Origin of the sequence: Christiangramia sp. LLG6405-1 (assembly GCF_045055805.1) — a bacterium.
Taxonomy (GTDB): domain Bacteria; phylum Bacteroidota; class Bacteroidia; order Flavobacteriales; family Flavobacteriaceae; genus Christiangramia.
Genome location: NZ_CP159330.1, coordinates 1,584,612 through 1,608,506, shown reverse-complemented (window position 1 = coordinate 1,608,506; position 23,895 = coordinate 1,584,612). Strand labels below are relative to the sequence as shown.

The 23,895-nt window shown below is 37.7% G+C and carries 20 protein-coding genes; 11 read left to right on the top strand and 9 right to left on the bottom strand.

Translation table 11 applies throughout. The annotated features are described in order from the left end of the window. Positions 1–115 precede the first annotated feature (115 nt). The 3 genes from ABVM50_RS07450 to ABVM50_RS07440 form a co-directional block, all read right to left on the bottom strand. Entirely contained in the window at positions 116–688 is a 573-nt protein-coding gene (locus tag ABVM50_RS07450) for a hypothetical protein (RefSeq protein ID WP_405200607.1), read from the bottom strand. Positions 689–1,131: 443 nt separating this feature from the next. Then, positions 1,132–1,512, bottom strand: a complete 381-nt coding sequence (locus tag ABVM50_RS07445; RefSeq protein ID WP_141877006.1) for a PEGA domain-containing protein — start codon at positions 1,510–1,512, stop codon at positions 1,132–1,134. A gap of 37 nt (positions 1,513–1,549) precedes the next feature. Beyond that, positions 1,550–1,906: a DUF6567 family protein gene (locus tag ABVM50_RS07440; RefSeq protein ID WP_141877005.1), complete on the bottom strand. Its 357-nt coding sequence runs from the start codon at positions 1,904–1,906 to the stop codon at positions 1,550–1,552. Between the two features lie 553 nt (positions 1,907–2,459). On the opposite strand from ABVM50_RS07440, the gene ABVM50_RS07435 reads away from it, so the two are divergent. From ABVM50_RS07435 to ABVM50_RS07400, 8 genes are all read left to right on the top strand, one after another. Continuing rightward, the gene (locus ABVM50_RS07435; protein WP_405200606.1) at positions 2,460–3,557 is read left to right on the top strand and encodes a sensor histidine kinase; all 1,098 of its coding nucleotides are present in this window, start codon (positions 2,460–2,462) and stop codon (positions 3,555–3,557) included. 3 nt (positions 3,558–3,560) lie between these two features. Continuing rightward, entirely contained in the window at positions 3,561–4,883 is a 1,323-nt protein-coding gene (locus tag ABVM50_RS07430; protein ID WP_405200605.1) for a sigma-54-dependent transcriptional regulator, read from the top strand. A 189-nt stretch (positions 4,884–5,072) separates the two neighbouring features. Then, positions 5,073–5,234 carry a hypothetical protein gene (locus ABVM50_RS07425; RefSeq protein ID WP_405200604.1) on the top strand — a complete coding sequence of 54 codons (162 nt, stop codon included), beginning with the start codon at positions 5,073–5,075 and terminating at the stop codon, positions 5,232–5,234. 6 nt (positions 5,235–5,240) lie between these two features. After that, complete coding sequence (locus tag ABVM50_RS07420) at positions 5,241–6,521, top strand: Glu/Leu/Phe/Val dehydrogenase (RefSeq protein ID WP_405200603.1); 1,281 nt, start codon at positions 5,241–5,243, stop codon at positions 6,519–6,521. Positions 6,522–6,547: 26 nt separating this feature from the next. Beyond that, positions 6,548–6,991, top strand: a complete 444-nt coding sequence (locus ABVM50_RS07415) for a GreA/GreB family elongation factor (protein ID WP_405200602.1) — start codon at positions 6,548–6,550, stop codon at positions 6,989–6,991. Next, the gene (locus ABVM50_RS07410; protein ID WP_405200601.1) at positions 6,960–7,382 is read left to right on the top strand and encodes a hypothetical protein; all 423 of its coding nucleotides are present in this window, start codon (positions 6,960–6,962) and stop codon (positions 7,380–7,382) included. Before ABVM50_RS07415 ends, ABVM50_RS07410 begins: the two co-directional genes overlap by 32 nt. 373 nt (positions 7,383–7,755) lie before the next feature. Further along, complete coding sequence (locus tag ABVM50_RS07405; RefSeq protein WP_405200600.1) at positions 7,756–8,271, top strand: cyclic-phosphate processing receiver domain-containing protein; 516 nt, start codon at positions 7,756–7,758, stop codon at positions 8,269–8,271. A 338-nt stretch (positions 8,272–8,609) separates the two neighbouring features. Next, a complete protein-coding gene (locus tag ABVM50_RS07400) occupies positions 8,610–9,020 on the top strand; it encodes a hypothetical protein (protein ID WP_405200599.1) in 411 nt (136 codons plus the stop codon). On the opposite strand, the gene ABVM50_RS07395 is transcribed toward ABVM50_RS07400, so the two are convergent. Continuing rightward, complete coding sequence (locus ABVM50_RS07395; protein ID WP_405200598.1) at positions 9,017–10,495, bottom strand: helix-turn-helix domain-containing protein; 1,479 nt, start codon at positions 10,493–10,495, stop codon at positions 9,017–9,019. The two genes, ABVM50_RS07400 and ABVM50_RS07395, sit on opposite strands and share 4 nt — an antisense overlap. Positions 10,496–10,614: 119 nt before the next feature. Here ABVM50_RS07395 and aceB point away from each other — a divergent pair, with 119 nt between their 5' ends. The 3 genes from aceB (at position 10,615) to ABVM50_RS07380 (ending at position 14,731) form a co-directional block, all read left to right on the top strand. Continuing rightward, positions 10,615–12,213 (top strand): malate synthase A, encoded by a 1,599-nt coding sequence (gene aceB / locus ABVM50_RS07390; protein ID WP_405200597.1) that lies wholly within the window; start codon positions 10,615–10,617, stop codon positions 12,211–12,213. An 81-nt stretch (positions 12,214–12,294) separates the two neighbouring features. Then, on the top strand, positions 12,295–13,914 hold the full coding sequence (locus tag ABVM50_RS07385; protein ID WP_405200596.1) for an isocitrate lyase: 1,620 nt from the start codon (positions 12,295–12,297) through the stop codon (positions 13,912–13,914). 601 nt (positions 13,915–14,515) lie between these two features. Beyond that, complete coding sequence (locus tag ABVM50_RS07380; RefSeq protein WP_141876995.1) at positions 14,516–14,731, top strand: hypothetical protein; 216 nt, start codon at positions 14,516–14,518, stop codon at positions 14,729–14,731. A gap of 320 nt (positions 14,732–15,051) precedes the next feature. Here the strand turns inward: ABVM50_RS07380 and ABVM50_RS07375 are convergent, their stop codons facing one another. From ABVM50_RS07375 to ABVM50_RS07355, 5 genes are all read right to left on the bottom strand, one after another. Continuing rightward, positions 15,052–15,669 carry a class I SAM-dependent methyltransferase gene (locus ABVM50_RS07375; RefSeq protein ID WP_405200695.1) on the bottom strand — a complete coding sequence of 206 codons (618 nt, stop codon included), beginning with the start codon at positions 15,667–15,669 and terminating at the stop codon, positions 15,052–15,054. 109 nt (positions 15,670–15,778) lie between these two features. After that, positions 15,779–16,636 carry a mechanosensitive ion channel family protein gene (locus ABVM50_RS07370; RefSeq protein WP_405200595.1) on the bottom strand — a complete coding sequence of 286 codons (858 nt, stop codon included), beginning with the start codon at positions 16,634–16,636 and terminating at the stop codon, positions 15,779–15,781. A 21-nt stretch (positions 16,637–16,657) separates the two neighbouring features. Then, on the bottom strand, positions 16,658–17,536 hold the full coding sequence (locus tag ABVM50_RS07365) for a DUF808 domain-containing protein (protein WP_405200594.1): 879 nt from the start codon (positions 17,534–17,536) through the stop codon (positions 16,658–16,660). 209 nt (positions 17,537–17,745) lie between these two features. Continuing rightward, positions 17,746–18,780, bottom strand: coding sequence for a hypothetical protein (locus ABVM50_RS07360; RefSeq protein ID WP_405200593.1), 1,035 nt, complete (start codon positions 18,778–18,780; stop codon positions 17,746–17,748). A gap of 189 nt (positions 18,781–18,969) precedes the next feature. Further along, positions 18,970–23,847: a DNA repair ATPase gene (locus tag ABVM50_RS07355; RefSeq protein WP_405200694.1), complete on the bottom strand. Its 4,878-nt coding sequence runs from the start codon at positions 23,845–23,847 to the stop codon at positions 18,970–18,972. Between the last annotated feature and the right edge of the window lie 48 nt (positions 23,848–23,895).

Here is a 23,895-nt window from a genome sequence, read left to right as displayed (position 1 = left end):
CATTTACCGGATGGGAGAAGAAGGTTGAGGCGAAGCCAGCCACTCCTACTCCACTCTATAGCCCCGAATCATCAATAATTACAGGGCTTTTGTTTTTAGGTGACAATTTAGGTGACTAATGAATAGAGGTATAGTCTTTTGTTAAGATAGGTTCTGAAACTTTCTTCCAGTATTCTTGTAATGCCGATTGAATAAAGTAATAAACGGTTGAATAAATATCTGTCTGAGGATTATAGACTTTATACTTTTGAAGTCCATTTTCATAGATCTCTACATACATAGCATCGGTATATACTGGTTGATCTTTCTTTTCGTCCAGAATTTTTTCAAAGTGAAATAATAGGGAGTCAGAATATTGGAAGGTTTTACTGTTATTGGAGATTAAAATAGAATCCTTATCAAAAATTTTATATCTATTTCTTATTTCTTCGAGTTCTCTATGCTCTTCAGCAGTATTCCACTTTCCACGTAATTCATCTACTCTCTTTTTATCGCGAACACTATAAGTTTTTCTTTCCGAAGAGAGCTTATATAAGATTAAACTAGAGACATTTTGCCTTCTGTCAAGTTCTATTTTATACTCTTTTTCCGAACTAGTGTATGAAATATCTGCTCTAACTTTACAATGGTCTTGCGAGTAAACCAGCGAGCCAAATGCACAGAAAATTAGAATAAAAAAAGTTCTCATAATTAAATTTTCCTGAAAATAACAAGAAAAGTATACTAATGAATCATTTTTTGATTTGGATTATCTTTTACAGACCCGTTGGCAATCTAAAGTTATAGGATTACATATTGCTTAGTATATTATCAAATGATAAAATTTTAAGTTTTCTAACAGGCCAGGCTTTTAAAAATGTAGCGGTTAAGTAGAATTAAGACAAAACAAGTTCGACAATCACTCACAATTGCATTGTGATTTGAATCAAAGAAATCCTACCGAATTGACTCAAGCAGGATTTTTTTTGCACACTAATTCTAAATTGAGATACTATATCGAGTCTGCTGATCTATGATATCTTGATTCACTAGCGACATATTGTTTTCAACAGTTCAAACTTGTATGAGTAACTACTGTTATTACTGAAATTTGATTCTCCATGTTTCTCTATCATAAGCTATCTCGCCGTATCACTTCCGCTTACTCACAGGTCTCAAATCATAAACCCTCGCTTTTTTGTATTTCATTATCCATAAGTAAGGAACCAGGACAAACAATCCCCCAATTAAAGGACCAACTGCTATTTCTTCGTTTTTTGAAAATGTTGTGTTATAGGTTTGAAAGCCTTGTTTTTCAATTCTTACTTGATTCGTGCTACCTACTATCTTTGTATCTCGATGTTTATAAGGTGTAGTTCCAACATTTTCACCGTTGATATAAATTTTTGCATTTGAAGGAGAAGAATCAATCAATGTAGTGCTGGCACAACTTGAAAACAAAAAGACTACTATTAGGTTATATACAATCAGATTTTTGCATCTCATTTGAATAGGTATAAAAAAACGGATCAAATATTTAGTTTAATCCGTTTTAAAAATTGAATTTATTTTATTTAAATTCCACAATATCTGCAGTGACATAACACTTCGTTGTGGCAACAATCCCTAAGAAGTTGGAATATTTAAAATTGACAGTAGTATTCGCCAAAGTCTGACCATCCTGTAAAGTGAAATTTTCGAGCATTTGTTGTTTTGCCTCATCGACAATGGCTTCTCTGTTCATTCCTCCGATACCCAGCACGTAAGTGGCCTGGGACATGCCTTGCAAATCTCTTTTTACATAAGTGTAATTATTTGCACTCAATGCTGCTGAATTATTCATGTAGCCCGTAAGACCCGCTGCACAACTTGAGAACAAAACGGTAATGCACATAATAAATGAGATTCTAAGTAATAATTTCTTCATTAATTTGGATTTAGTTGATAATTAACTTTTATAAATTTCTAGGAAATTCAAAATAAAGAAGATGTTTTCAACTAACCTTACGGTTTCCCGTACCCTTTGATAAATCACTCACCGCGCTCGGTAGTGTATCAATGAATTTCTTCTGAAATTTCTAAAGTTATAAGTCTGAGTTTTACATCAATTTTCTGAAGTATTTAGCTAATTAAAAGGATGCTATTTTTGCATATTAACGCTTCCCATGAGGATATTTAGATATGAATTACAGAAATGCCAAAAACTGAACTAATGGTTACACTAAATTTTGCTCGAAATAAAATTTGAAGTATTTGTCAATCTAAAACTTAAGAAAAAATGTATCGCTTTTAGGAAAATTTGGTGGTCAGACCCTATACAACTACTCCTACGATTAAAATAATTAAATTATAGCCGAAATTCGATCTTTATAATATACAGCTGCAGTACATTCTATTATTCTGAAAAAAAAATAATAACGGTCAATAAAATGCAATTTCGAAATTTCGCTATTTATTATTCAGTTCGAAAACCTATATAAATGCCGAAAGAAATTTCCTTATCTAAAAAACTCGAAGAACGTATCAAGGAACTGTCCTGCCTTTACGAGGTTTCCTCCGCGATTCGTAAACATTCAGATTCAGTTGAAAACACGATGGAAGAAATTTGTGAGATAACCAAAAAAGCCTGGTTTTATCCTGACCATGCGATCGTTGAGTTAAAAGTAGATGAGCTTCAGATTTCAACTTCAGATATTCCAGAAAATTCTATTGTCCAGGAAAGCCATATCACTTTTTTCAATGAAAATAATGGTTCGATAAAAGTCTATTATGATACTGCAAAGCTGAAGAACGCATACTTTCTGGAAGAGGAACAAAAACTTTTAAACAAGATATCGATCGAGATTAGTGAATTTTTTGAACGCAGAGAAATCACCAGAAAAGAAGAACTTTTAAAAAGAAGTGCAGAGCGAAATGACCGACTTTCAATTTTAGGAGAAATAACTGCGGGGATTGCCCATGAACTAAATACGCCACTTGGAAATATTCTGGGTTTCGCTGAATTGATCAAATCGAAAACTCTGGAAAGCCAAACCGGAAAAGATACAGGCAAAATCATTAAAGCAGCTATCTATTCTCGCGAAATTGTAAAAAAATTAATGTTCTTTGCTTGTGAAATGCCTCAGCATCAGGAGTTTGTTCAGATCAAACCAATCATTGACCAGGCATTGAAATTACTATCTCAAAATTTTTACAAAGCAGAGGTTAGTCATAAATTTAAAATTGACAATCCCGATCTGGAAGCTCAAATTGATACGATTCAATTTACCCAGGTACTTTTTAACCTGCTTATAAATGCTATTTACGCTTCCCCTAAAAAAAGCCTCATCTGTATTCAAGTGACCAACACGGCTTCCCACTTTATACTGGAAATTGCAGACCAGGGTCCTGGTATTCCAGCCGATCTAAATGCCAGGATCTACGAACCATTTTTCACAACAAAGCCTGTAGGAGAAGGTTCCGGGTTAGGACTTAGTGTGGTTCATGGAATTATTAAAAGTCATCAAGGAGAAATCATTAATTTTGATAATAAACCTACAGGAACTGTTTTTCAAATTAAGCTACCTCTAAAAATGTAAGTTATGCTGCTAAAAAAGGCTAATATTCTTATAGTTGATGATGATTATGACATGCTTGAATTAGTACAACGTCAACTTCACGAGCAACACTTTCACTCTTACAAGGCGGCTTCAGTAAAGGAAGCGATCGATATTCTAAAGTTCAATGCTGTGGATCTTCTAATTACCGATCTGCAAATGCCTGGTATTGGTGGAATGGAACTCATAAAATATGTAGAAGAACATTTTCCAAAAGTTCCGAAACTGGTCATCACCGGATACCCTTCCATGGACGGCGCATTGAATGCCATGAGATCTGGTGCACTGGATTATATCGTAAAGCCATTTACTGCGGAAGAATTAAAACAATCTGTAGAAAAATCACTTCCTAAAAAATCCCAGAATTCTGAAGTTACAATTCCGTCCACTAACAAAGCAACCGCTTATGCCGGAATTGTAGGTAATTCAGAAAAGATCGAACAACTTATTGATCTTATAGAACGGGTTAAGAATAACCGCGCCACCGTATTAATTCAGGGCGAAAGCGGGACGGGTAAAGAACTTGTTGCACGAGCTATTCACTATAAAGGTTCCTTTGCTGCAAACCCTTTTATTGCCGTTAACTGCGGAGCTATCCCGGGAGAACTTCTGGAAGCCGAACTTTTTGGTTATAAGAAAGGAGCATTTACAGGAGCCAATGAGGATCGACCCGGTTTTTTCCAGGCTGCTGCCGGTGGTACAATCTTCCTGGATGAAATTGGCACTGCTCCATTAACTGTTCAAACACGATTATTGAGAGTACTTCAGGAGAAAGAAGTTCGGAGAATTGGAGAACAGAAAGCTAAAAAAATAGAACTCCGCATAGTCGCTGCAACAAATAGTGACCTCCTACAGATGGTTGAAAAAGGAAGTTTTAGAGAAGATCTCTATTACAGGCTAAATGTTGTGAATATCGAAACCCCTCCACTTCGGGACCATAAGAGTGATATCGCGCTACTCGCTAAGAATTTTCTTCGAAAATATGCTTCAGAATATGCCAGACCACGAATAGAGTTCACTCCAAAAGCCCTGGAAATACTGGAAAGATATAACTGGCCTGGAAATGTACGTGAACTGGAAAATGTGGTTCAGAGAGCAATTATTATGAGCGAAGACTGTATCGATTTAGAACAACTTCCAGATCATCTCAAATGCCCGGTCCCAGACCATAATTCTACTTCAAAATCTTTGAAGGAAGTGGAAATGGAACATATTCTTAAAATAATGGCCAGTGTGGATAATAATAAAACCAAAGCAGCCGAAATTCTCCAAATCGATCGTAAAACACTTCGAAAAAAGCTAAACTAACGATCAAATAGTACCGGTACGTTTCTTCCCAACCGGGGCGTTTCTCCTCGATTTAAATAGAGTCAAAAATATTCTTTTATTATTTAAGTTACTGGTTCTCAGTAGTATGAATTCTATTTCGTGAAATATTCTTAGCACAGGCATAGGTTTTGACTTTCTGTAAATAGAAAAAAATAAATCTATGACCGAATGAATTTGATTAAGGAAATAGCTACAGCTACTATTCCAGATAGGGAGTATCCTGAAGGTATCACCCAGGAAATGCTCAAAGGCTTATGCTTCAACTGCGACAATCGCAGAACCTGTACCTGGAAAGAGGACAGAAAATTTCATTGTGAACACTTTCAATAATACAAAATGATAAACACTAAAAAAGTGATTAAACAATCTATGTACGAGACCGTAATGAACCAGTTCAACAATACGGCAGATATGATAGATTTGAACCCAAATATCAGAAAGATCCTGGGTATTACCAATAATGAAATCATTGTTCATTTTCCAGTTAAAATGGACAATGGCAAAGTGGAGGTTTTTACCGGATACCGTGTTCAACATAATAATGCATTAGGACCTTACAAAGGTGGACTTCGTTACCACGATACGGTAGATATTGATGCTGCCAAGGCACTTGCGATGTGGATGACCTGGAAAACTTCCCTCGCCGGACTACCATTTGGTGGTGCAAAAGGAGGTATTCAGATAGATCCTCGAAATTATTCAGATTCTGAGCTGGAACGCATTACCCGTAGATTCACCTATGCTTTGGGCGAAAACATTGGACCGGAACATGACATCCCTGCGCCAGACGTAAATACCAATCCACAGACCATGGCCTGGATCGTAGACACCTATATGTCTACCATCTCATCATCAGAACGTTCACATAATCAGCATGTGGTAACTGGCAAACCCGTAGGAGCAGGAGGTCTGGAAGGTCGTGATCGTGCAACCGGGTTTGGGGTATATCTGTCCATTAAGTTATTGCTGGAAACCGAACAGCAGGATCTAAAAGATAAAAGATTCATCGTACAGGGATTTGGAAATGTAGGCTACTGGGCATCCCACTTTTTATCTCAGGATGGCGCAAAGCTAATAGCTGTTCAGGATGCGCACGCGACAGTATACAGCGAAAATGGAATAGATACTGAAGCTTTGGCTCAGCATTGTGAACCCAGAAAAGGATCTATAAAAGGATTCGATGGCGCTACGGAAATAGATGCTGATGAATTCTTCGGACTGGATTGCGACATCGTCATACCTGCAGCTCTAGGGAACCAGATCACTGCTGAAAATGCCTTTAAAATTAAAGCTTCGATCGTTGCTGAAGGAGCCAACGGACCTACAGATAAAGAGGGTGAACAAATTCTGCTTCAAAATGGAGTGAAGATCATTCCTGATATTTTCTGCAACTCTGGTGGTGTAATTGGAAGTTATTTTGAATGGCTTCAGAATAGAAACGGAGAGTTATGGCAGCTGGATGAGGTGATGGCCAAGATCCAGAAGAAATTAACCGAAAACTTTCATAAGATCCATAATGAAGTAAATAAGCGTGAGGTGGACTGGAGAACAGCGGCATTTATACTGGCTATTTCCAGAGTAGAAACGGCCTACAAACAAAGAGGGATTTTTCCTTGATAGGTCTGCAAATAAATAAGTAAGAAATGAAATACGGAGAATTAATAATTGAGAAGAAGGAATATGATTTTCTAAAACAAATCATGTCGCTGGCCAAATACTACAAAGATACCTCGTACAAAGCATCGATCCATAAGTTGAATGAAGAACTCAAAAGTGCCAAGGTGCTGAGCAATGCTAAGATGCCTGCAGATGTGATTCGACTGAATTCGTTTGTAAATATTAAAACTGCCTACTCAGTAGAAAGAACCTACCAGATCGTGACTCCAGACAAAGGTGATTTGCGTAAGAACAGGATCTCTGTTCTGGCTCCCATGGGACTTGCGCTTTTTGGATACGCAAAGGGAGACAACATTTCCTGGACATTTCCACTTGGAGAAAGTCACATACATATCCAGGAAGTAAAACAAATAGAATCAGGATTAATGAATATGAACTATGATAAGCAACATTCAGGAACATCACAGTGAAGAGGAGATAGAAACGATCAGGCTTCAAAATGAGGTTAGACAATGGAAACTAGAACTGGATTTTGTGACTCAGGAAATTGAATTTTACCTGGATATTTTTAATTCTTCACTTATTAAAAGAACAAAGGTAAATCGTGTTGATGCTGAATATCTCTTCGATCAATTTCAGGATCTAAGAGAGGTAAATCACGGGATTTTGAAAACCTGTCAGAAATTTCTTCCCAGGCTGGATGAGATGAATGAATGTGATGATATACAGTGTGACCATGCTTTTATTAATGCACATATCGTTTTACGTAAAAAGATTGAAAAGCACCTGAAGGAGGTGCGGAATATAAAATATTCAGCCTTCTGCTTTTTGAAGGATGGGATTGAAAAGTTTTTAGATTAAATAATTTAACAAACCTAGTTGGTCCAGATAGTCTTCGCCATTTTCTTCTCGTAGGGTTTAGAGAAGAAGTTAATTTTCAGCACTATTAATGCGCGGGCTATCTGGTTTTTTAAAGATCGATATTATGAAAAGTAAATTTTACAAGAGCTTGTGTTTAGTGATCGCTGCAGTTCTATGCAGGTCAATTTATCTACATCAGGAATTCTACTATCGCATTTGGGAAGAAAATCTGTACACCGTATTATTTATTGGAGCTATTTTCATGCTATTCATTTTTCTCGTGGTGCGAATTCAAAAGATTTAGGAGATCCCGGGTTCATTTTACTATAGCCTCCTCTGTATTTAAATTCACCAACCTTTGAGATATTTTGTAATGAAAGCTTACCACAGTCATATTCTTCGGAATCTTTTGAATCTAAAAGACTTCTTTTCAATGGGGTCGCAGAATCTCTTTACTTTGAATAGACCAGCTTTTCTAAAAGAATCAGTCTCAGTTGCTATTAAAAAAAACAGAAAGGCTCATCGTAAAACGCTAATATGGTTGGATGACCGCATAGATCCCCTGGAGAAAAAAATGGATTGGCTGGCGTTCAGTCCCATCGGTCGTGATGTCAATATTATATGGCTGAAAGAGATCAATGAATTTCAAACCTGGATCCATACAAATGGATTGCCAGATGCAATTTGTTTTGATTATGATTTAAGCAATTCATTCAATGGCTTTGATTGTGCCGAAATATTGATCGATTATTGCTATAATCATCAACTGCTACCGCCGCTATGGTCTTCTCACAGCACTAATCCTGAAGGTAAAGCGCGAATTAACAGACTTCTCAAGAATTACCTGATCTTAGCCAAACGCATGAATTTTAAAAGTTTTACAGATTAGAAGCACCAAAACTCAGAAGCCAGCTGATCCTTTAATCCGGAAAGCTTCTGAAATTTACTTTATACAGCGGTTTCTTCAGACTAAGCAGAGCTTTCTCTCAGCTCCGGAATTTTCTATTTTTTTCTTCGGAAATATTCTTTACTACGCTTCAGTATTCAGAATAAATTATGGCTGTGGAAATTAGAAAATATCTCCATCTTCGAAGTTGCCTGAATGTGTAGTATTCTGAATAAGTCAGGAGTTATAACTTCTCATGACCTGAAAAGACTTAACTTTCATCTGAAATTCCGTAAAACAAGACGATCCTTCTAAATTTCAGAAGTATTTAAATTAAAAACATGGAAAGTAGCCCATCAAGCATTCGCAAAGGATTTATTCTCGCCGGTTTAATGAATATGTCTGTGCTCTTATTTTCAAAACTATTTACCAATCCGGTTATTCCTAAGTTTGACCCGATGGTAATGTCTAATTTCGGCTTATTAATGATCCTGATATGGGGTCTGGCTTATATTTCAGTCGCCAATAATTACAATAGAGTGAAGTGGCTAATCGCGGTCTTTGCTATAGAGAAATTTATTTATGGTTTTACGTGGATCAACTGGCATCTTAATAATAGCATTACAGAGGTGTTCGATAAAGATCTTTTTGCCGGAATGTTCTATGCGGTGTATGGTATGAATGACTGGATTTTCTTCCTGTTCTTCACCTATGTATTTTTTAATTTACTAAAAACCAGAAAAAGTTCTTAAGCCTGGAACTTCGCCGTTAATTCATCTACAATAGACTCTATTTTACTGTTCTTCTTGCGCTTTTCCAGAACGATCGCAGGCGCCTTTCTTACTTTACAGTCGGAAATAGCGCAACGCTCGCAGGTTACTCCCACATTCTTTCTAACAATATTTTGATCCTCGAGGAATTTTAGCTTTCGCTCCAGTTGTTTATTAATTAGCAAACCAATGCTAATACTTCTAAACTGATTTTCTCTAAAAGGATCTTTGGTTGCTGAAGAAAAAATAAGATACCTGTTTTCATGACTGGGATAATTGGAGATCTGCACATCAAATTCGTGTGAATTCTTAGACTTACTGATTTCTTTGATCACCTTTAACGACATCCAGCGCCGGCAGTAATGCTCGTTAGTTTCATTCGCACGAGGGGAATGATGGTGGGTTAAGTGCAATTCTTTGTTCAAATAAAACTTACCGCTATCCGCTTTATGCGTGATCCTGAGGAAAAAGAGGTTCTTTATGTTGAATTCTTTCGGAAGTATATTGGTGAGTCTCTGGTAGAATGTTTCCGGAGAAGCATTAAAATTATGCATCATATTCAGAAAATGAACATGATCAAAGTTTTCCTTCTGAAATAGATTTTCCAACTGGGTGGTAAGTTCATCCTTCGGGATCACTAATGCTCCTGCAAAATACGAGGCATAAAAGTTATTTAAGACCTGATCAAATCTTTCAAATTTTATCCACGGAAAAGAATGCAGCCGGTCTGAAATTTCGAGGTAATTGTACGCGAGTTCCTTTGCAAAAATGAAGCTTCGCTGAGCTTCGTCTATTCCCTTTGCCAGCAAAAGTGTATTGGTTTTCGGAACAAAAATAGAGCGCAAATTCTCTAAGGCTTCAAATTTATCTAACTCTTCTTCATTAATTACATATTGATACTCCTCTACCAGGATCTCCTCAAGCACTTTAGAACCTGGAGATTTGGTAAGATCTACCTGGTAAGCTTTCGAGAATTTTAAAACCTGTTGCTCCAGATCATCGAAGTAATTGTTATTCGCTTCCTGAAAAGAGCGCACAGAAGCCAGGAAAAAGCTTTCCCTGCTAAAGTTATAGTGCTTGGCTATTTCAATAATGGTACTAATGAAGGCATTCACCTTTGCCGGAGCATTGGAAACTATATCGATAAGGTTGCTCTCCTTGATCCCGAATAATTCAAGCGGAATTTCTTTAAGGATCTTTGACTGAAGTAATTCTCCTATTGGCGCGAGGTTCTTATCAAGCTTAAGGGAGACCATTTGATCATAAGGAACCTCTAATTTATCTGATAGTAATGCAATTTTATCAGGTTTAGGATATTTTTTTCCGTTCTCGATCTCATTCAAATATGACTTGGAAAGCCCTGAAAGTTTGGATAATCCAAATAGAGATAAACTCTTCTCAGTCCTTATCTGCTTCAACTTCAATCCAAAAATCAACTTGATATAATCTTCCTCCATAGAATCAAATATAAACAAATCTGCGAATATATATTTTTCGCGAATATTTACTTTTAGCGAACGTTCGCTTGTTTTATTGAGTTCTTTATTATAATATTGTCATGCAAAACACTAACACCATGGAAAACAACACACTAAACTCATTACAATTACACTTCAGTAAAGAGGTTACTAATTACTATCCGCAAATTCTTTCCGAAGAAGCACTAGAGTTTCTAATCGCGTTACATGAAAAATTCAACCACAAAAGAATTGCTCTTCTGGAGAAAAGAGAAGCACAGCAGCAACATTTTGATTCCGGGAACGTACCTGAATTCCCTTCTGAAACAGCTTCCATAAGAAATGGAGACTGGAAAGCAGGTCAAATCCCAGCAGATCTTCAAGACCGGCGAGTTGAGATCACCGGACCGGTAGACAGGAAAATGATTATCAATGCACTAAACTCGGGCGCCAGAACTTTTATGGCAGACCTGGAAGACAGCACCTCTCCTACCTGGGAAAATGTCATCGAAGGTCAGCAAAACCTTAAAGATGCAAATGCAGGAACTATCTCACTGGAAGACGTCGCACGTGGAAAATCCTATACTTTGAGCCCGGACCCAGCGGTCCTGCTCGTGCGACCAAGAGGTTTACACCTTAACGAAAAGCATCTTTTAATTAGTGAAGAAGAAGCATCTGGAAGCCTCGTAGATTTTGGCCTGTATGTATTTCATAATACCAAAACGATGCTTGGAAATGGTACAGCACCTTACTTTTACTTGCCAAAACTTGAACACTACGAAGAAGCCCGTTGGTGGAATGAGGTTTTTGTATTTGCACAGGAATACCTGAATGTTCCCACAGGAACGTTTAAAGCAACGGTACTGGTTGAAACGATCACTGCCAGCTTCCAGTTAGATGAGATCATCTACGAATTAAAAGACCATATTGTTGGACTTAATTGCGGTCGCTGGGACTACATATTCTCCTATATCAAGAAGTTCAGAAATCATCCTAATTTTGTCGTTCCTAATCGTGATCAAGTCACCATGACCTCTCCATTTATGGATGCTTATTCGAAACTGGTAATTCAGAAATGTCACAAAAGAGGAATTCTGGCAATTGGAGGAATGGCAGCCCAAATTCCAATTAAGAATAATCCGAGTGCCAATGACGAGGCGATGGAAAAAGTTCGAAAAGACAAGGAAAGAGAAGTTACGAACGGTCATGACGGCACCTGGGTAGCTCACCCTGCTTTGGTTGAAGTTGCTCTGAAGGAGTTCGATAAACATATGCCTGAAGCTAATCAACTCTCGGTATCGAGGGATGATTTGAAAATAACAGAACAGGATCTCCTCAAAATTCCTGAAGGAACTGTTACAGAAGAAGGAATTAGAAAAAATATTAATGTAGGGATTCTGTACATGGAAGCCTGGCTTCGCGGCTATGGTGCGGTAGCTCTATACAACCTGATGGAGGACGCTGCTACTGCTGAAATCTCACGAACACAGTTATGGCAATGGCTTAAAAATGAAGTGGTTCTCGAAGATGGCAGGAAATTTAATATGGAACTTTATATTGAAATATTTGAAGATGAAATTGAGAAGATCATTACCGAATATGGCGAGTCCAATATTAAGAACACAAAATTCGAATTGGCTTTTAAACTTTTTGACACGCTGGTTATTTCTGAAAGATTCGAAGAATTCTTAACGCTCCCAGCATATAAACATATATAAAAAATGTCTCGCAACTACTGGCATAGATTGCGAGACCCAATTATCAAACTTTCAAAAAACTTAATAATCAAACACAAAATTATGGAAAATTTATCGCAATCAAATTATCAATCAGCCCTGGAGACGGTCAAAAATCTGAAACTAAAGTACGGGGAAACCTGGAACTCAGTAAAACCTGAACATGCAGCAAGAATGATGAGCCAGAACCGTTTTAAAACAGGACTGGATATTGCAAAATATACCGCTGGCATTATAAGAAAGGATATGGCAGCTTATGATGCCGACTCCTCTAAATACACACAATCCCTTGGTAGCTGGCATGGATTCGTGGCTCAGCAAAATATGATCGCGGTTAAAAAACATCATAAAACTACTGATAGAAAATATCTTTATTTATCGGGCTGGATGGTTGCAGCCTTACGTTCAGAATTTGGTCCATTGCCAGATCAATCCATGCATGAAAAGACCGCAGTTCCTGCTTTGATAAAGGAAATATATACTTTCCTGAGACAGGCAGATGCTGTAGAACTTAACGATCTTTTTAAGAGGCTGGAAAAAGGTGAAAATGTACAGGCCGAGATCGATGATTTCGAAACTCACATTGTACCAATTATTGCAGATATTGATGCTGGCTTCGGAAATGAGGAAGCAACTTACCTTCTGGCTAAAGAAATGATTGAAGCTGGAGCCTGTGCGATTCAGATAGAAAATCAGGTTTCAGATGCCAAACAATGCGGACATCAGGATGGAAAAGTAACCGTACCGCATGAAGATTTTATAGCCAAGCTCAACGCCGTTAGATATGCCTTTCTTGAATTAGGAGTAGAAGATGGAGTGATCGTAGCCCGTACAGATTCTGAAGGTGCCGGTCTAACCCAGAAGTTACCGGTAAGTAATGAACCAGGAGATCTGGCTTCAAAATACCTTGCTTTTGTGGAAGCTGAAAGCATTGATATTAGCGAAGCAAAGGAAGACGATGTCCTCCTTAAAAGAAATGGAAAGCTGGTACGTCCTATTCGTTTACCGAACGGATTGTATAAGTTCAAGAAAGGATCTAATATAGACAGGGTTGTTCTGGATTGCATTACCAGTTTACAGCATGGAGCAGACCTACTATGGATAGAAACGCCAACTCCTAATGTCAAACAGATCGCCCATATGGTAAACCGTGTAAAAGAGATTGTTCCTAATGCCAAACTGGTTTACAATAATTCACCTTCTTTTAACTGGACATTGAACTTCAGAAACCAGGCCTATGAAGAAATGCTTGCAGAAGGTGAGAATATGACCGCATACGATAGAAATAACCTGATGGCTGCAGAATATGATGGATCTGAATTATGCCATCGTGCAGACGAGAAGATTCGAACATTTCAGAAGGATGCCGCTAAAGAAGCTGGGGTTTTCCATCACCTGATCACCCTTCCAACATATCACACCACTGCTTTACATATGAACGATCTAACGAAAGGCTATTTCTCCGAAGAAGGGATGTTGGCCTATGTAGAAGGTGTTCAGCGACAGGAGATCAGAAAAGGTGTATCCTGCGTTAAGCACCAGAGAATGGCAGGATCCGATCTTGGAGATGACCACAAAAGTTTCTTTGCAGGAGAAAAGGCCTTGAAAGCTGGCGGCGAAAAGAACACCAGTAATCAGTTTGGTGAAAAAGTTGCCGGGAAGAAACTGGAACTGGTAAGCTAATTTTAAACTATATAATAGACAGCTCCATACATTTTAATATGATGTATGGAGCTTTTTCTATATTATGGGAAATCTAATTGCTGATATAAAAGCCGAAATTTATTCCTGCTGAATAAAATCATATGCTGATACTATCAATTTTTCTGTGGGTTCAACACAAGAAGAAAACTACGTTAAGCATATTTCTGAAAAGGAATTTCTCTTTTCTTAAGTTCTGCTCGCGTTAAATGAACTGAATCAGTTCATCTTGTTCTGAAAACCTAAAAAAGCCGAAATCTCCGAATCAAATCCTGACCTTAAATGAGTTTCTACAATAAAAACTATAGAATTCGGAATTATTTGAGTAAAAATATTGCAATTTTTACCTAATAAATTTTTAGACTCCTTACCTTTGCCAAATTATAGTATAATGTAGTTATAGCTAAAAACATTGGTTGACGTTCAAATATTTAGCAGTTCAAGTCGCTTATTTATTGTTTGAAAATCGATGCCGAATAATTGATCTGAATTTTATATATTCACTCAAGTTGCTAGTTTATAACTATTTAGTTTTACATACGTATCACTAAATTTAATTTAATCTCGAATAATCAAAATTATTATGGGCAGACCTTCTACAAAACCGAAAGATCTCAGAGACGGTTATTATATTGAAGTTAGAAACAAAAATAAAAAAACAGGAGGAGTTAAAGTACGCCGGGATACAGTAGATCAACTAAAATTGGCGATTGAAGAATACCGCGATATCAAAGATGTGATCATTCTTGGGAAATCCACTAATGGTAAGTTTACTCCTATTCCAGGACTTGAATCCTAATCTGAAAATCTTCAGATAACTTTTAAAGAATATCGAGCGAGTTAAACTACTAGTTACAACTCGCTCATTCTTACTTTCCGAAGCAAAGCCTGAATTTGCTCCAGGTATAGTAATTCCATTCTTTCCCATTGTACCCCAGATTTTACACGTACTCACGCTCATCTTCTATCTAAACTGCTTAATTGATTATCACACTAAATAGTGCAGTTCAATTTGTGAAGTAACCCTGATTTTAGATCATTAAAATACTTGCAAGCGAAGAAATTATGTAACCCAGATTTTTCTAATCAGGTCTCAAAAAAATTGATCCATTGTTTTTTCTACTGAATTCCGTAAAGAGTAGTTATTATAACACCTTTTCCATCGGGAACTGGAATCGAAAGGAGTTCCTTCCTGGTTTCAAATTTGAAATTGAATGGCGGTTTGGTAATTTCCAGACCACTATTCTTCTTTAATCTTATTCCCTGGCCAGATATAATATCTTTATTCGGAATAAAATTAGATTCGGGTTGATGCTCCGTTAAAATGAGATATTTGAAGGCTTTAATTTTATTCAGCACACTTCGCACTTCAGAATTGGACAAATGCTGCAAAACCTGTCTCAGAATCACCACATCTCCTTCTGGAAGCTTATCTTTCGCTATGTTGAGACATTGAAATTCCAGATGATCAAACTTAAAATTAGTCTTATTGTAGTTTATTAAAGCCGGTACGATATCTACAGCTATGTAATGCTCTGCATTCTCCAGCAGCTTCCTCCCTATATTAAAATCACCACAACCAAAATCACATACAGAAAGTTTATTATGATGTGCCTTTAGAAAGTTTCTGACTACTTCTATATATGGCTTCACTAGAACTTCATCATGTGAACCATTACCAGAGTAGAACGCAGATTCACCTTTCCCCCATAAGTTCATGGCATACACCTGTTCCATCGCTTCTTTGGTAGGCCATGGTTTTTTATTTTTCACAGGTAAATACAGTTGTTGGTTTAGAAAATTTTAATTAATTCTAGCTAGCTACGCTCAATTATGTTTCTTAGAATCAATTATTAGAAGGTCTTATATCCATTTCAGTGGTTTCCTGAGCACCTCTATAGATCTCATGGCGTGGAATTGGTATTTTAATCTCTTCCAGATCAAGTTGCTTTTTGACCGCCTCCAATTGTTCCCAGTATGCCGGCCAGAATTCCACCGATTCGACCCAGCATCTGGCCTTGAGTTTCATTTCGTACTCTCCTATTTCATCTAACCAGACATCAACTGGTAAGTGCGTAGCTAATTTTGGATGCTTGTTCATTCCTGCGATAATGATTCTTCTTAAATTATCAATATCCTCATCAAAAGCGAACTTCAAATTGAGATCTATGCGACGATACTTTTCCATCGTGCGATTATCTACATCACTGTTGGAAACATTACCATTAGGCATCGTAATAATCCTTCCGTCGAAGGTTTTTATACGTGTATACAGAATATCTATCTGCTCTACAAAACCCAGATTCTCGTTCACGTAGATTAGATCTCCAACTTTAAAAGGTTTAAACACCAGAATTAACACGCCACCTGCAAAATTAGATAAACTGCCTTGCAAAGCGAGACCAATGGCAATACCAGCTGCTCCAAATACTGCAATAAACGAGGTCGTCTTAATTCCTAAAATGGATCCAATTACGAAAAATAAAAAGCCGTAGAGCACAAAGACACTGAGACTCTCTACAAAAGTTTTCAGGGAAAGTTCCACTTTAGATCTTCGCAGAGTGCCTTTCAGCAAATTCATTAGAATTTTGATAGCAAAAATTCCAATGATAAGTGTAACGACAGAATAAAATATCTCTGGACCAATTTCGATCAAAAAGTCAAGGAGTTGTTCTTTAAGTTCGAGCCAGAAATTTCTATCCATGAATGTATTTAAATTTGAAATTTATTTGTTGGAAACCGACTTCCATATCTTTTTCCCCAGTCCAACCAGGGGTAAAACAATTGCTCCTACAACTAGTCCAACCAGGAATTCCCCAAGAATAGTTGGTAAAGAATGTACCTGATCATGTATAAATTCAAGATTATGCACGAAAATCCCTCCGGAAACCAACATCAAGGCTATTGTACCAATAAGCGCCAATCCCTTGATTACCCATGGCAATGCATTCACTAAAAATTTACCTACTTTATCTGAAAAGCTATCCGTTTGCTCATTCATATTGATAAGCTTGGCTCCGAATTCGTCCATCCTTACGATAAGAGCAACCACTCCATAAACTCCAACGGTAGCTACAAGCGCAATTACACTTACTACTCCAATTTGAGTTGGTAACTCCTCTCCGCCTACGGTTCCTAAAGCAATGATCACAATCTCTACAGAAAGTATGAAATCTGTAAGTATAGCCGATTTTACTTTCTCATCTTCTCGTTCTAACATCTGTTCTTTTGTAAGATCTTCTGGAACAGGTGTGGATTTCGCGTGTTTATGAGGAAACAAGTATTCATGGATCTTCTCTGCACCTTCATAAGCCAGGTACAATCCACCAATAAGGAGTATGATCTTTATAGCCACCGGAACAAACGCACTCAGTAAAAACGCGACCGGCAGAATGATCAGCTTGTTTAAAAGGGAACCTTTAGTGATCGCCCATAATACTGGCAATTCTCTATCAGAAATAAATCCGCTGGCTTTTTCTGCATTTACAGCAAGGTCATCACCAAGCAATCCGGCAGTTTTCTTACCGGCAACTTTGCTCATCACCGCAACATCATCCATCAATGCAGCAATATCATCCAGTAAAGTAAAAAATCCTGAGGCCATAAAAAGTTGGTTTGGTTAGAACTTCGAAAGTTCTGTCATTTAATTGAAAACTGAAAATTAAATGATATGTGATTTTAGACCTAAGCAATAATGTAGAAAGGTAAAAAGGAGACAAAATAAAAGAGCCTCATTCAGCATTTCAGCAAACAAGGCTCTTTTGAGTATGAAATTCATTTATCTTCAATCAAGATATTAAGCTACAGCGAAGGTTATTTTGCTGTACGAATAGTTCCAATAGGAAGTAGAATTTCTTCCATTTTTGCAATATGTAGTCCATTAACTTCAGAGGATTTAGCTAATTCACCAATATTTACCCCTGGAGTACCTTTTGGCAAATCGTAGCTCTCTCCTACAGATGATGATCCATATCCAAGATCTCTTAAAGAACCGGCCGTAATTCTACTTAAAGGATTTTCTCCAAGATTGATGAATCCAGTCATCAGCTCATTTCTAAGAAGAGATTCTCTCCAATGACCTAATGCAGTACCAGGACCACCAGCATTTTCTATAGGAAGTTCAAATTCTCCACCTTCGGCATTCCAGAATACATTAGCTTTTTTACCAGTAAAGTATGGATTTGAGTCTGGACCACCAATAAGACCTTTACCTCTCCAAAGCGTTCCTACCCCTAATACGTGACCCATTTCATGCACGATCACATCTTCAAAAAGATCTAGTTCATCAAGAAAATCTAAATCATCTACGTCAAAAAACATCAACCCGGTTACGGTTAAACCATCAGAAGTTCTCGTAAAACGAGGTCCTGCCTGGCCTAAAACCTGTCCTGGACCATCAATTGGCGCAATCACTACTTCAATTACAATATCATCTATAGTTCCATTTTCCACAATAGGTGGCACTCCTCCAAACGCAGAAGGAATTGTTCCAGTAATAGAAGGAACATCTTTGATAATAATCCTTTCCCATCTTGCCGCCGCAGATTCAAAAACACTAAGCTGCCTATCTGTAAGCTGAGTGAGGTATCTAAAAGTAATATTGAATCTACCTCGATCATCACCTGGAGCTGTAGTTGTACGAGTTCCATTTTCAAACGCACCAGCTTTCCCTTCTAGTGTAACAAAATCTGTCTCTGCATTAGCCAGTGTAAACGCTTTTGCGTTTTCTGTTTTAAGGCTTGAAACAGAATTATCTACCGGTTCATCTGAACAAGAAGTCATAAACAATACACAAGCCAAAGCTGCTACTGTTGTTAAACCTCTAAAAAAATTAAAATTCTTCTTCATAAAGTTATTATTAAAGTTGGTTTTTTTAATAGATTCCAATATATATAAAGAGTTTGAATATTCAGTAATTAAATAACCATGTAAAAAGCAAGATTTTGACTCTATTCCAGTAAATCATGTTAATAATGGCGCTTTTTAACAATTGTTCTACGATTTCTATGTTTTTAGGTTAGACCAGCTAGTTAGGAATCACTTATTAAATCCATTTTGCAACACCTGTTTAATACCCTCAAGATTATCTGTGAATTCCATCATTTGAGAAAGCAATTGCGCCATCTCATTTTTGTTCCCAAAACCTTTTAGTTTATTATTCTTCTGAAAAGTTTCCTGAATGGTATTCCATCTGCTCCGTTCCTCTTCGTTCAAATTGCCAATAAGATCTTTGTATTTCAATAAGTTTGCTTCCGCAGCTGAAGTAAGGGTTTGAGATTCGCTTTCATAATGCGACAGAATAAGCGTTTGCAATTCCGCATCATTCATTACCGGAACCACTTTTGCCACCAGTTTATTCATATCACGATAAGAACCCTGCAATTTGAAAGATGGCTCTGTTCGATACTCATCCTCCATCGCAGCACTTTTGATATAAGCCGCATTCACTTTCAATACACTGTTTCGAATCTGTATAACCTTTTCCAGAACCGACACATATTCCTGTACTTCCTGGTTCGAGTAATTCCCTTCCAGCTGTACTTCCTGGTTATTATTCTCAATTCTGTCCAGTAATCTGTAAACATCATCAAAATTCTTGCTACTAAGCTGATGCAGAACAGGATTGGAGGTCAGTGAATTTTCGATCAAACTCAACCTGAACAGATGAGCGGTATCGCCAATAATATCACCAAGATTGTAAATATCTGCACGGTTCGCCAGCATATCTGGAATTCGAAACTTCTCTCCGCTTTCTGTATAAGGATTCCCGGCCATGATCACGCAGAACTTTTTCCCACGCATATCATAGGTTCTCGATCTCCCATTGTAAATCCCTTCGATTTTCCTGGTTCCGTCGGAAAGAGATATAAACTTCTGAAGGAATTCAGGATTACAATGCTGGATATCGTCAAGATACAGCATCACATTATTCCCCATTTCAAAGGCAAGATTCAGCTTTTTAAGCTCTTCCCGGGCTGCCGAATTAGTAGCTGAAGATGGGTCTACTGAAGTTACATCATGACCAATCGCCGGACCATTGATTTTCATAAAAACCAGTCCAAGCCTGTTGGCGATATATTCCATTAAGGTAGTTTTACCGTAACCTGGAGGAGAAATAAGCAACAGCAATCCCATTCGATCTGTTCTTTTTTGATCTCCAACGGTACCGAGCTGTTTGGCCAGGTTATCTCCAAATAGAGGAAAATAAACCTGGTCTATCAATTTATTTCGAACAAAAGAGTTTAGTGTTCCCGGCTTGAATTCTTCAAGTTTAAGATCTTCTTTAAGCTGAAGGGTTACTTCATGCCTGGCTTTTCTAAATTCGTGGTAAGCTGGAACATCGATCTCAAAATAGTTCCTGTAAGTCGATACAAAATCATGATAGTTGAAATCGAAAACTCCTGCTTTGACCAGGCGATGCTCACCTCTCAAATTCTCAATATGCTGAGATGGTGAAGTAAATTTTGTATTTAAGACAGATTCATCCTCAAAGAGTATAAGCGCTGCTGCTTCACTTACATATTTGGTTTTTAAGCTCGTTTGATCATCTAGTTTGCTTTGCAAAAATGCTTTCAACCACTGCTCGATCAAGGCTACTTTTGCCTGGTTTGAACTCAGGCTTTTGAGACTATCTTTAAATTTTAGATCGGCATTTTCAGACTTCAGCATATTCAGGAAATCTTCTTTGATCCCGATGGCTATTCCGCTTTTTTGAAAATCATCATCATTTTGCAATTCTTCAAACAAATATTCAGCAACTTCAGAAGCCAGTTCAGGTTCAAAAATTCCTGATTTCTGACCAAAATCTTGAATCTCTTTGGTTAGTATTTTCAGCAATGACTGGTATTCTCTGGAATTTGGAAATACCTGCAACACTTCTCCCGCAGCTTTTATATTCTGATCCAAATTTGACCGGATTTCCGAAGAAGAAAATTTCCAGAAGAATTGTGCGCAGGACCTGATTACGGGGTGAAACCGAAGCAGATCCAAAGCCTCATGCTTTTCCAGAAGCACAGATAGTATTTTTGCCGCATCCAGATCATGAATTCCTTTCACGTATCCTTCAGAATAATCTTTGCTACTTTCCTCCTGCACTAGCCTGATCAAATCTTCCTCCGTATGGTCCTTTAGTTCTTCACCAAATCTTCGGAATAATTTATAGGCAAGAAAACCGGCTCGGTATATACTCTTGTTTTCTGAAATATAATCCTGGCTCCAGAATCTTTCAGACTTTAGAAGAGTCTCATTTTCAATTTTCTGATAAAAGTCGGTTCCTGTTATATGATAATGCAAAGCATCGTCCACGAATAAGATCGTAAGATCAAGCTCCTGTTTATTAACGCCAAATTTATGTTTCCCCAGCTTGATGATCGAATCGCCATCCTCGTAAATTTCCTTCTTATCCTTCAGTTTTCGAAGTGCATCTTCGCGGGCAGACTTCAGCATCGACTGAATTTCTTCAGCCTTTCCACTGTCATCCATTTCCTGTAGTTGCGTGGCAATATCTCTGGCTTTGTTCACCAGGATATCTGAAGCGAAATAAGCATTGATATCTGCTACTTCATTAAAAGATTCAGATTTCTTACGAACACCTTTCAGGATTCTTCCTGCGGAATTTTGTAAAGTTACCGCACGTTTATTTCGTTTTTCTACGAGTGTATTCTTACGAGCTTCAAATGCATTATAAACTTCTTCCCGCTTCTCAATAATCAGCTCAATAAATTCCTCATAATCGGCAAACTTTCCCTCCAATTCTTCTAGCTGAATGGAAATCCTGGTTTGAAAGTCATCACATTTTTCCGGAGTATCAGCGATGTCAAGGTAGTTGATGATACTTTGATCGATAAGCTTTAATTGCGCGGCAAAGTCGGCTTGAGCTTCTGCACTTCCAAGGGATTTTCGCTTCTTCCTGATCTCTGCCTTTAACTGGTTGATCGAAGAAAAAATTAGTGAAATATTATTGATAATCTTGGTAGAATGCGAAGTATCCTCTATTTCAAGATTTGAAACAATATCAATTAATAATTCAAGATCTTCTGAAATTTTATTGACTTCTTCCTCCAGTTTTCGGGCATCAACTACCTTATTAATATCAGATAGCTGCTCTTCCTTATCACTTACTGCTTTGTGATATGGATTCAGAGCTTTCTCATCCAGTAAGAAATCCACGCATCTTCGCGAGATCTTTGTAGTTTGCTCGGCTATTTGCTCTTCAAGGTTTTCAATAAATTGCTCATCTACATAACGTACTTCTTTGAGACTGATCGCTTCTCCTCTTAATGACCTGAGCTGCGTCAATGCAATTACGAAATCATTGATATTCCGAAAACCTGAACTTTTTATCTTATTAAAGATTTGCTCGGCTTCTTTCCCTATTTCGTTAGTTTTCTGCCTAGCATTCTTCTTGAGTTCCAGCACCTTCTGAAATTCATCCATGGCAGCATTTGCAGCCTGGTTAATTTCCCGAAGTGGCTCATTTAGAAGCTGAGTTTCCTCTTCTTTCAGCCAGTAATAAGCATCCAGAATATCCTTGGAACGCTTGGAAAGATCTGCATACAAACCATCATAATTATCCTCTTTATTTAGAAGATTTACGAGTCCGTTTACCTCAGCCATCGCTTTTACAATATCCTTGTTTCCGATCTTATATAACAGGCTATCCTCATGACTGGAAGGCATAAAATCACCTTTAAGATATGGCGTTTGCCAGATCTGGATCACATGATGCTTGGTTTGTTCATTTTCGTTCTTGAAATAGCATAGTTCGCCTTTTTCAAGAATCGTAAAACCATTACAAATAATTGGAGTCTGGATTTCCTGGGAGATCACATTATAGCTCATCAGGTTGTAGAGTCCGTTTTCCGGAGCGTAGAATACGTACAGAAAATCCTCGCCATTTGGAGAACTTATCTTTTCCTGAAATCTTAAATTCGGAATGCTATGATCGAACAAATGATATTCCCCGGTTTGTAAGTAATACCCGGTTGGGAAAATTATTCCCTGGCCGTCTGGTAACAATACACAGGTATCCTTGATACTGCTGATCTTTTGAACTTCCCGCAGCTTGTGATTATACACAAAATAACGCGGCCCTTCCTGAAATGGTTTAATTTCAAGAATGATGAGATTACCAAGATTCGCAAATCTATACTGTGCGTCATCCAGCGTTTGGTCCCTATGCTCTACTTCTTCGGAAAAGATTCCTTTTCCATCATTGGTATTATCCTCGATCTTGATTGTAAGATCACCGCCAATGGTCTCTACAAAAACACGATCCAGAATAGAAACATGCGCATGAACTCCCTGCCTATGTTGATCTCTGGATACTTCCTGCCAGTTGAATTCATGTTGTGACGGTAGTTTGTATTCGTGATCACTACGATTGTCCACATATTGCAAACCTTCATCTTTAATAAGCCATTTGAAGGTTTTGATATCGGTTACACTCTCACTTAACCGGAAAACCATATAAAGATAGTTTCCAATTACAGCGAATTTCGAGAAAATGGTGTTTCTGTAATACTTGTAAAGATTTTTGAAATCAGATTCGAAAACATCGTTTTTCAGTAGATCTGTATCGATGGCTTCAAAAGAATTATTCTCAAACCTGTAAATACTCATTACATCATTCAAAGAGATCTCTGTACGCAAACCAAAATGCACATTGTAACCAAAAATGCAGGTATTGCCAAGGGAAACGATATCCCTCGCGATACAGTTGTTTTCGGTATTGATGCGGTCATTGGCGATAAGCCTGGTTTCCAAAGAACCAAAAACCTTCTGCCGCTCTTCATTTAATTTCTGAAGTCGGGATTGTAACTCAGTTTTTTGCTTTTGCAGTCTGCCCTGGATCACCTCGTAGGTACCAACATCCAGTTTTTGCGCATTCTCTTCCTTTATGGGTTCCTTTGCCATGTTGTCTTCCTGAAGTTTGTGATGTAATTGATGTAGATTAAAAAAGAA

Bases quoted from the DNA above. Each gene is read 5' to 3' on its own strand.
- ABVM50_RS07395 (WP_405200598.1), bottom strand. From the start codon at position 10,495: ATGGAGGAAGATTATATCAAGTTGATTTTTGGATTGAAGTTGAAGCAG.
- ABVM50_RS07365 (WP_405200594.1), bottom strand. From the start codon at position 17,536: ATGGCCTCAGGATTTTTTACTTTACTGGATGATATTGCTGCATTGATG.
- aceB (WP_405200597.1), top strand. From the start codon at position 10,615: ATGGAAAACAACACACTAAACTCATTACAATTACACTTCAGTAAAGAG.
- ABVM50_RS07440 (WP_141877005.1), bottom strand. From the start codon at position 1,906: ATGAAGAAATTATTACTTAGAATCTCATTTATTATGTGCATTACCGTT.
- ABVM50_RS07420 (WP_405200603.1), top strand. From the start codon at position 5,241: ATGATAAACACTAAAAAAGTGATTAAACAATCTATGTACGAGACCGTA.
- ABVM50_RS07380 (WP_141876995.1), top strand. From the start codon at position 14,516: ATGGGCAGACCTTCTACAAAACCGAAAGATCTCAGAGACGGTTATTAT.
- ABVM50_RS07375 (WP_405200695.1), bottom strand. From the start codon at position 15,669: ATGGAACAGGTGTATGCCATGAACTTATGGGGGAAAGGTGAATCTGCG.
- ABVM50_RS07410 (WP_405200601.1), top strand. From the start codon at position 6,960: ATGATAAGCAACATTCAGGAACATCACAGTGAAGAGGAGATAGAAACG.
- ABVM50_RS07355 (WP_405200694.1), bottom strand. From the start codon at position 23,847: ATGGCAAAGGAACCCATAAAGGAAGAGAATGCGCAAAAACTGGATGTT.
- ABVM50_RS07385 (WP_405200596.1), top strand. From the start codon at position 12,295: ATGGAAAATTTATCGCAATCAAATTATCAATCAGCCCTGGAGACGGTC.
- ABVM50_RS07425 (WP_405200604.1), top strand. From the start codon at position 5,073: ATGAATTTGATTAAGGAAATAGCTACAGCTACTATTCCAGATAGGGAG.
- ABVM50_RS07360 (WP_405200593.1), bottom strand. From the start codon at position 18,780: ATGAAGAAGAATTTTAATTTTTTTAGAGGTTTAACAACAGTAGCAGCT.
- ABVM50_RS07400 (WP_405200599.1), top strand. From the start codon at position 8,610: ATGGAAAGTAGCCCATCAAGCATTCGCAAAGGATTTATTCTCGCCGGT.
- ABVM50_RS07430 (WP_405200605.1), top strand. From the start codon at position 3,561: ATGCTGCTAAAAAAGGCTAATATTCTTATAGTTGATGATGATTATGAC.
- ABVM50_RS07415 (WP_405200602.1), top strand. From the start codon at position 6,548: ATGAAATACGGAGAATTAATAATTGAGAAGAAGGAATATGATTTTCTA.
- ABVM50_RS07435 (WP_405200606.1), top strand. From the start codon at position 2,460: ATGCCGAAAGAAATTTCCTTATCTAAAAAACTCGAAGAACGTATCAAG.
- ABVM50_RS07370 (WP_405200595.1), bottom strand. From the start codon at position 16,636: ATGGATAGAAATTTCTGGCTCGAACTTAAAGAACAACTCCTTGACTTT.
- ABVM50_RS07450 (WP_405200607.1), bottom strand. From the start codon at position 688: ATGAGAACTTTTTTTATTCTAATTTTCTGTGCATTTGGCTCGCTGGTT.
- ABVM50_RS07405 (WP_405200600.1), top strand. From the start codon at position 7,756: ATGAAAGCTTACCACAGTCATATTCTTCGGAATCTTTTGAATCTAAAA.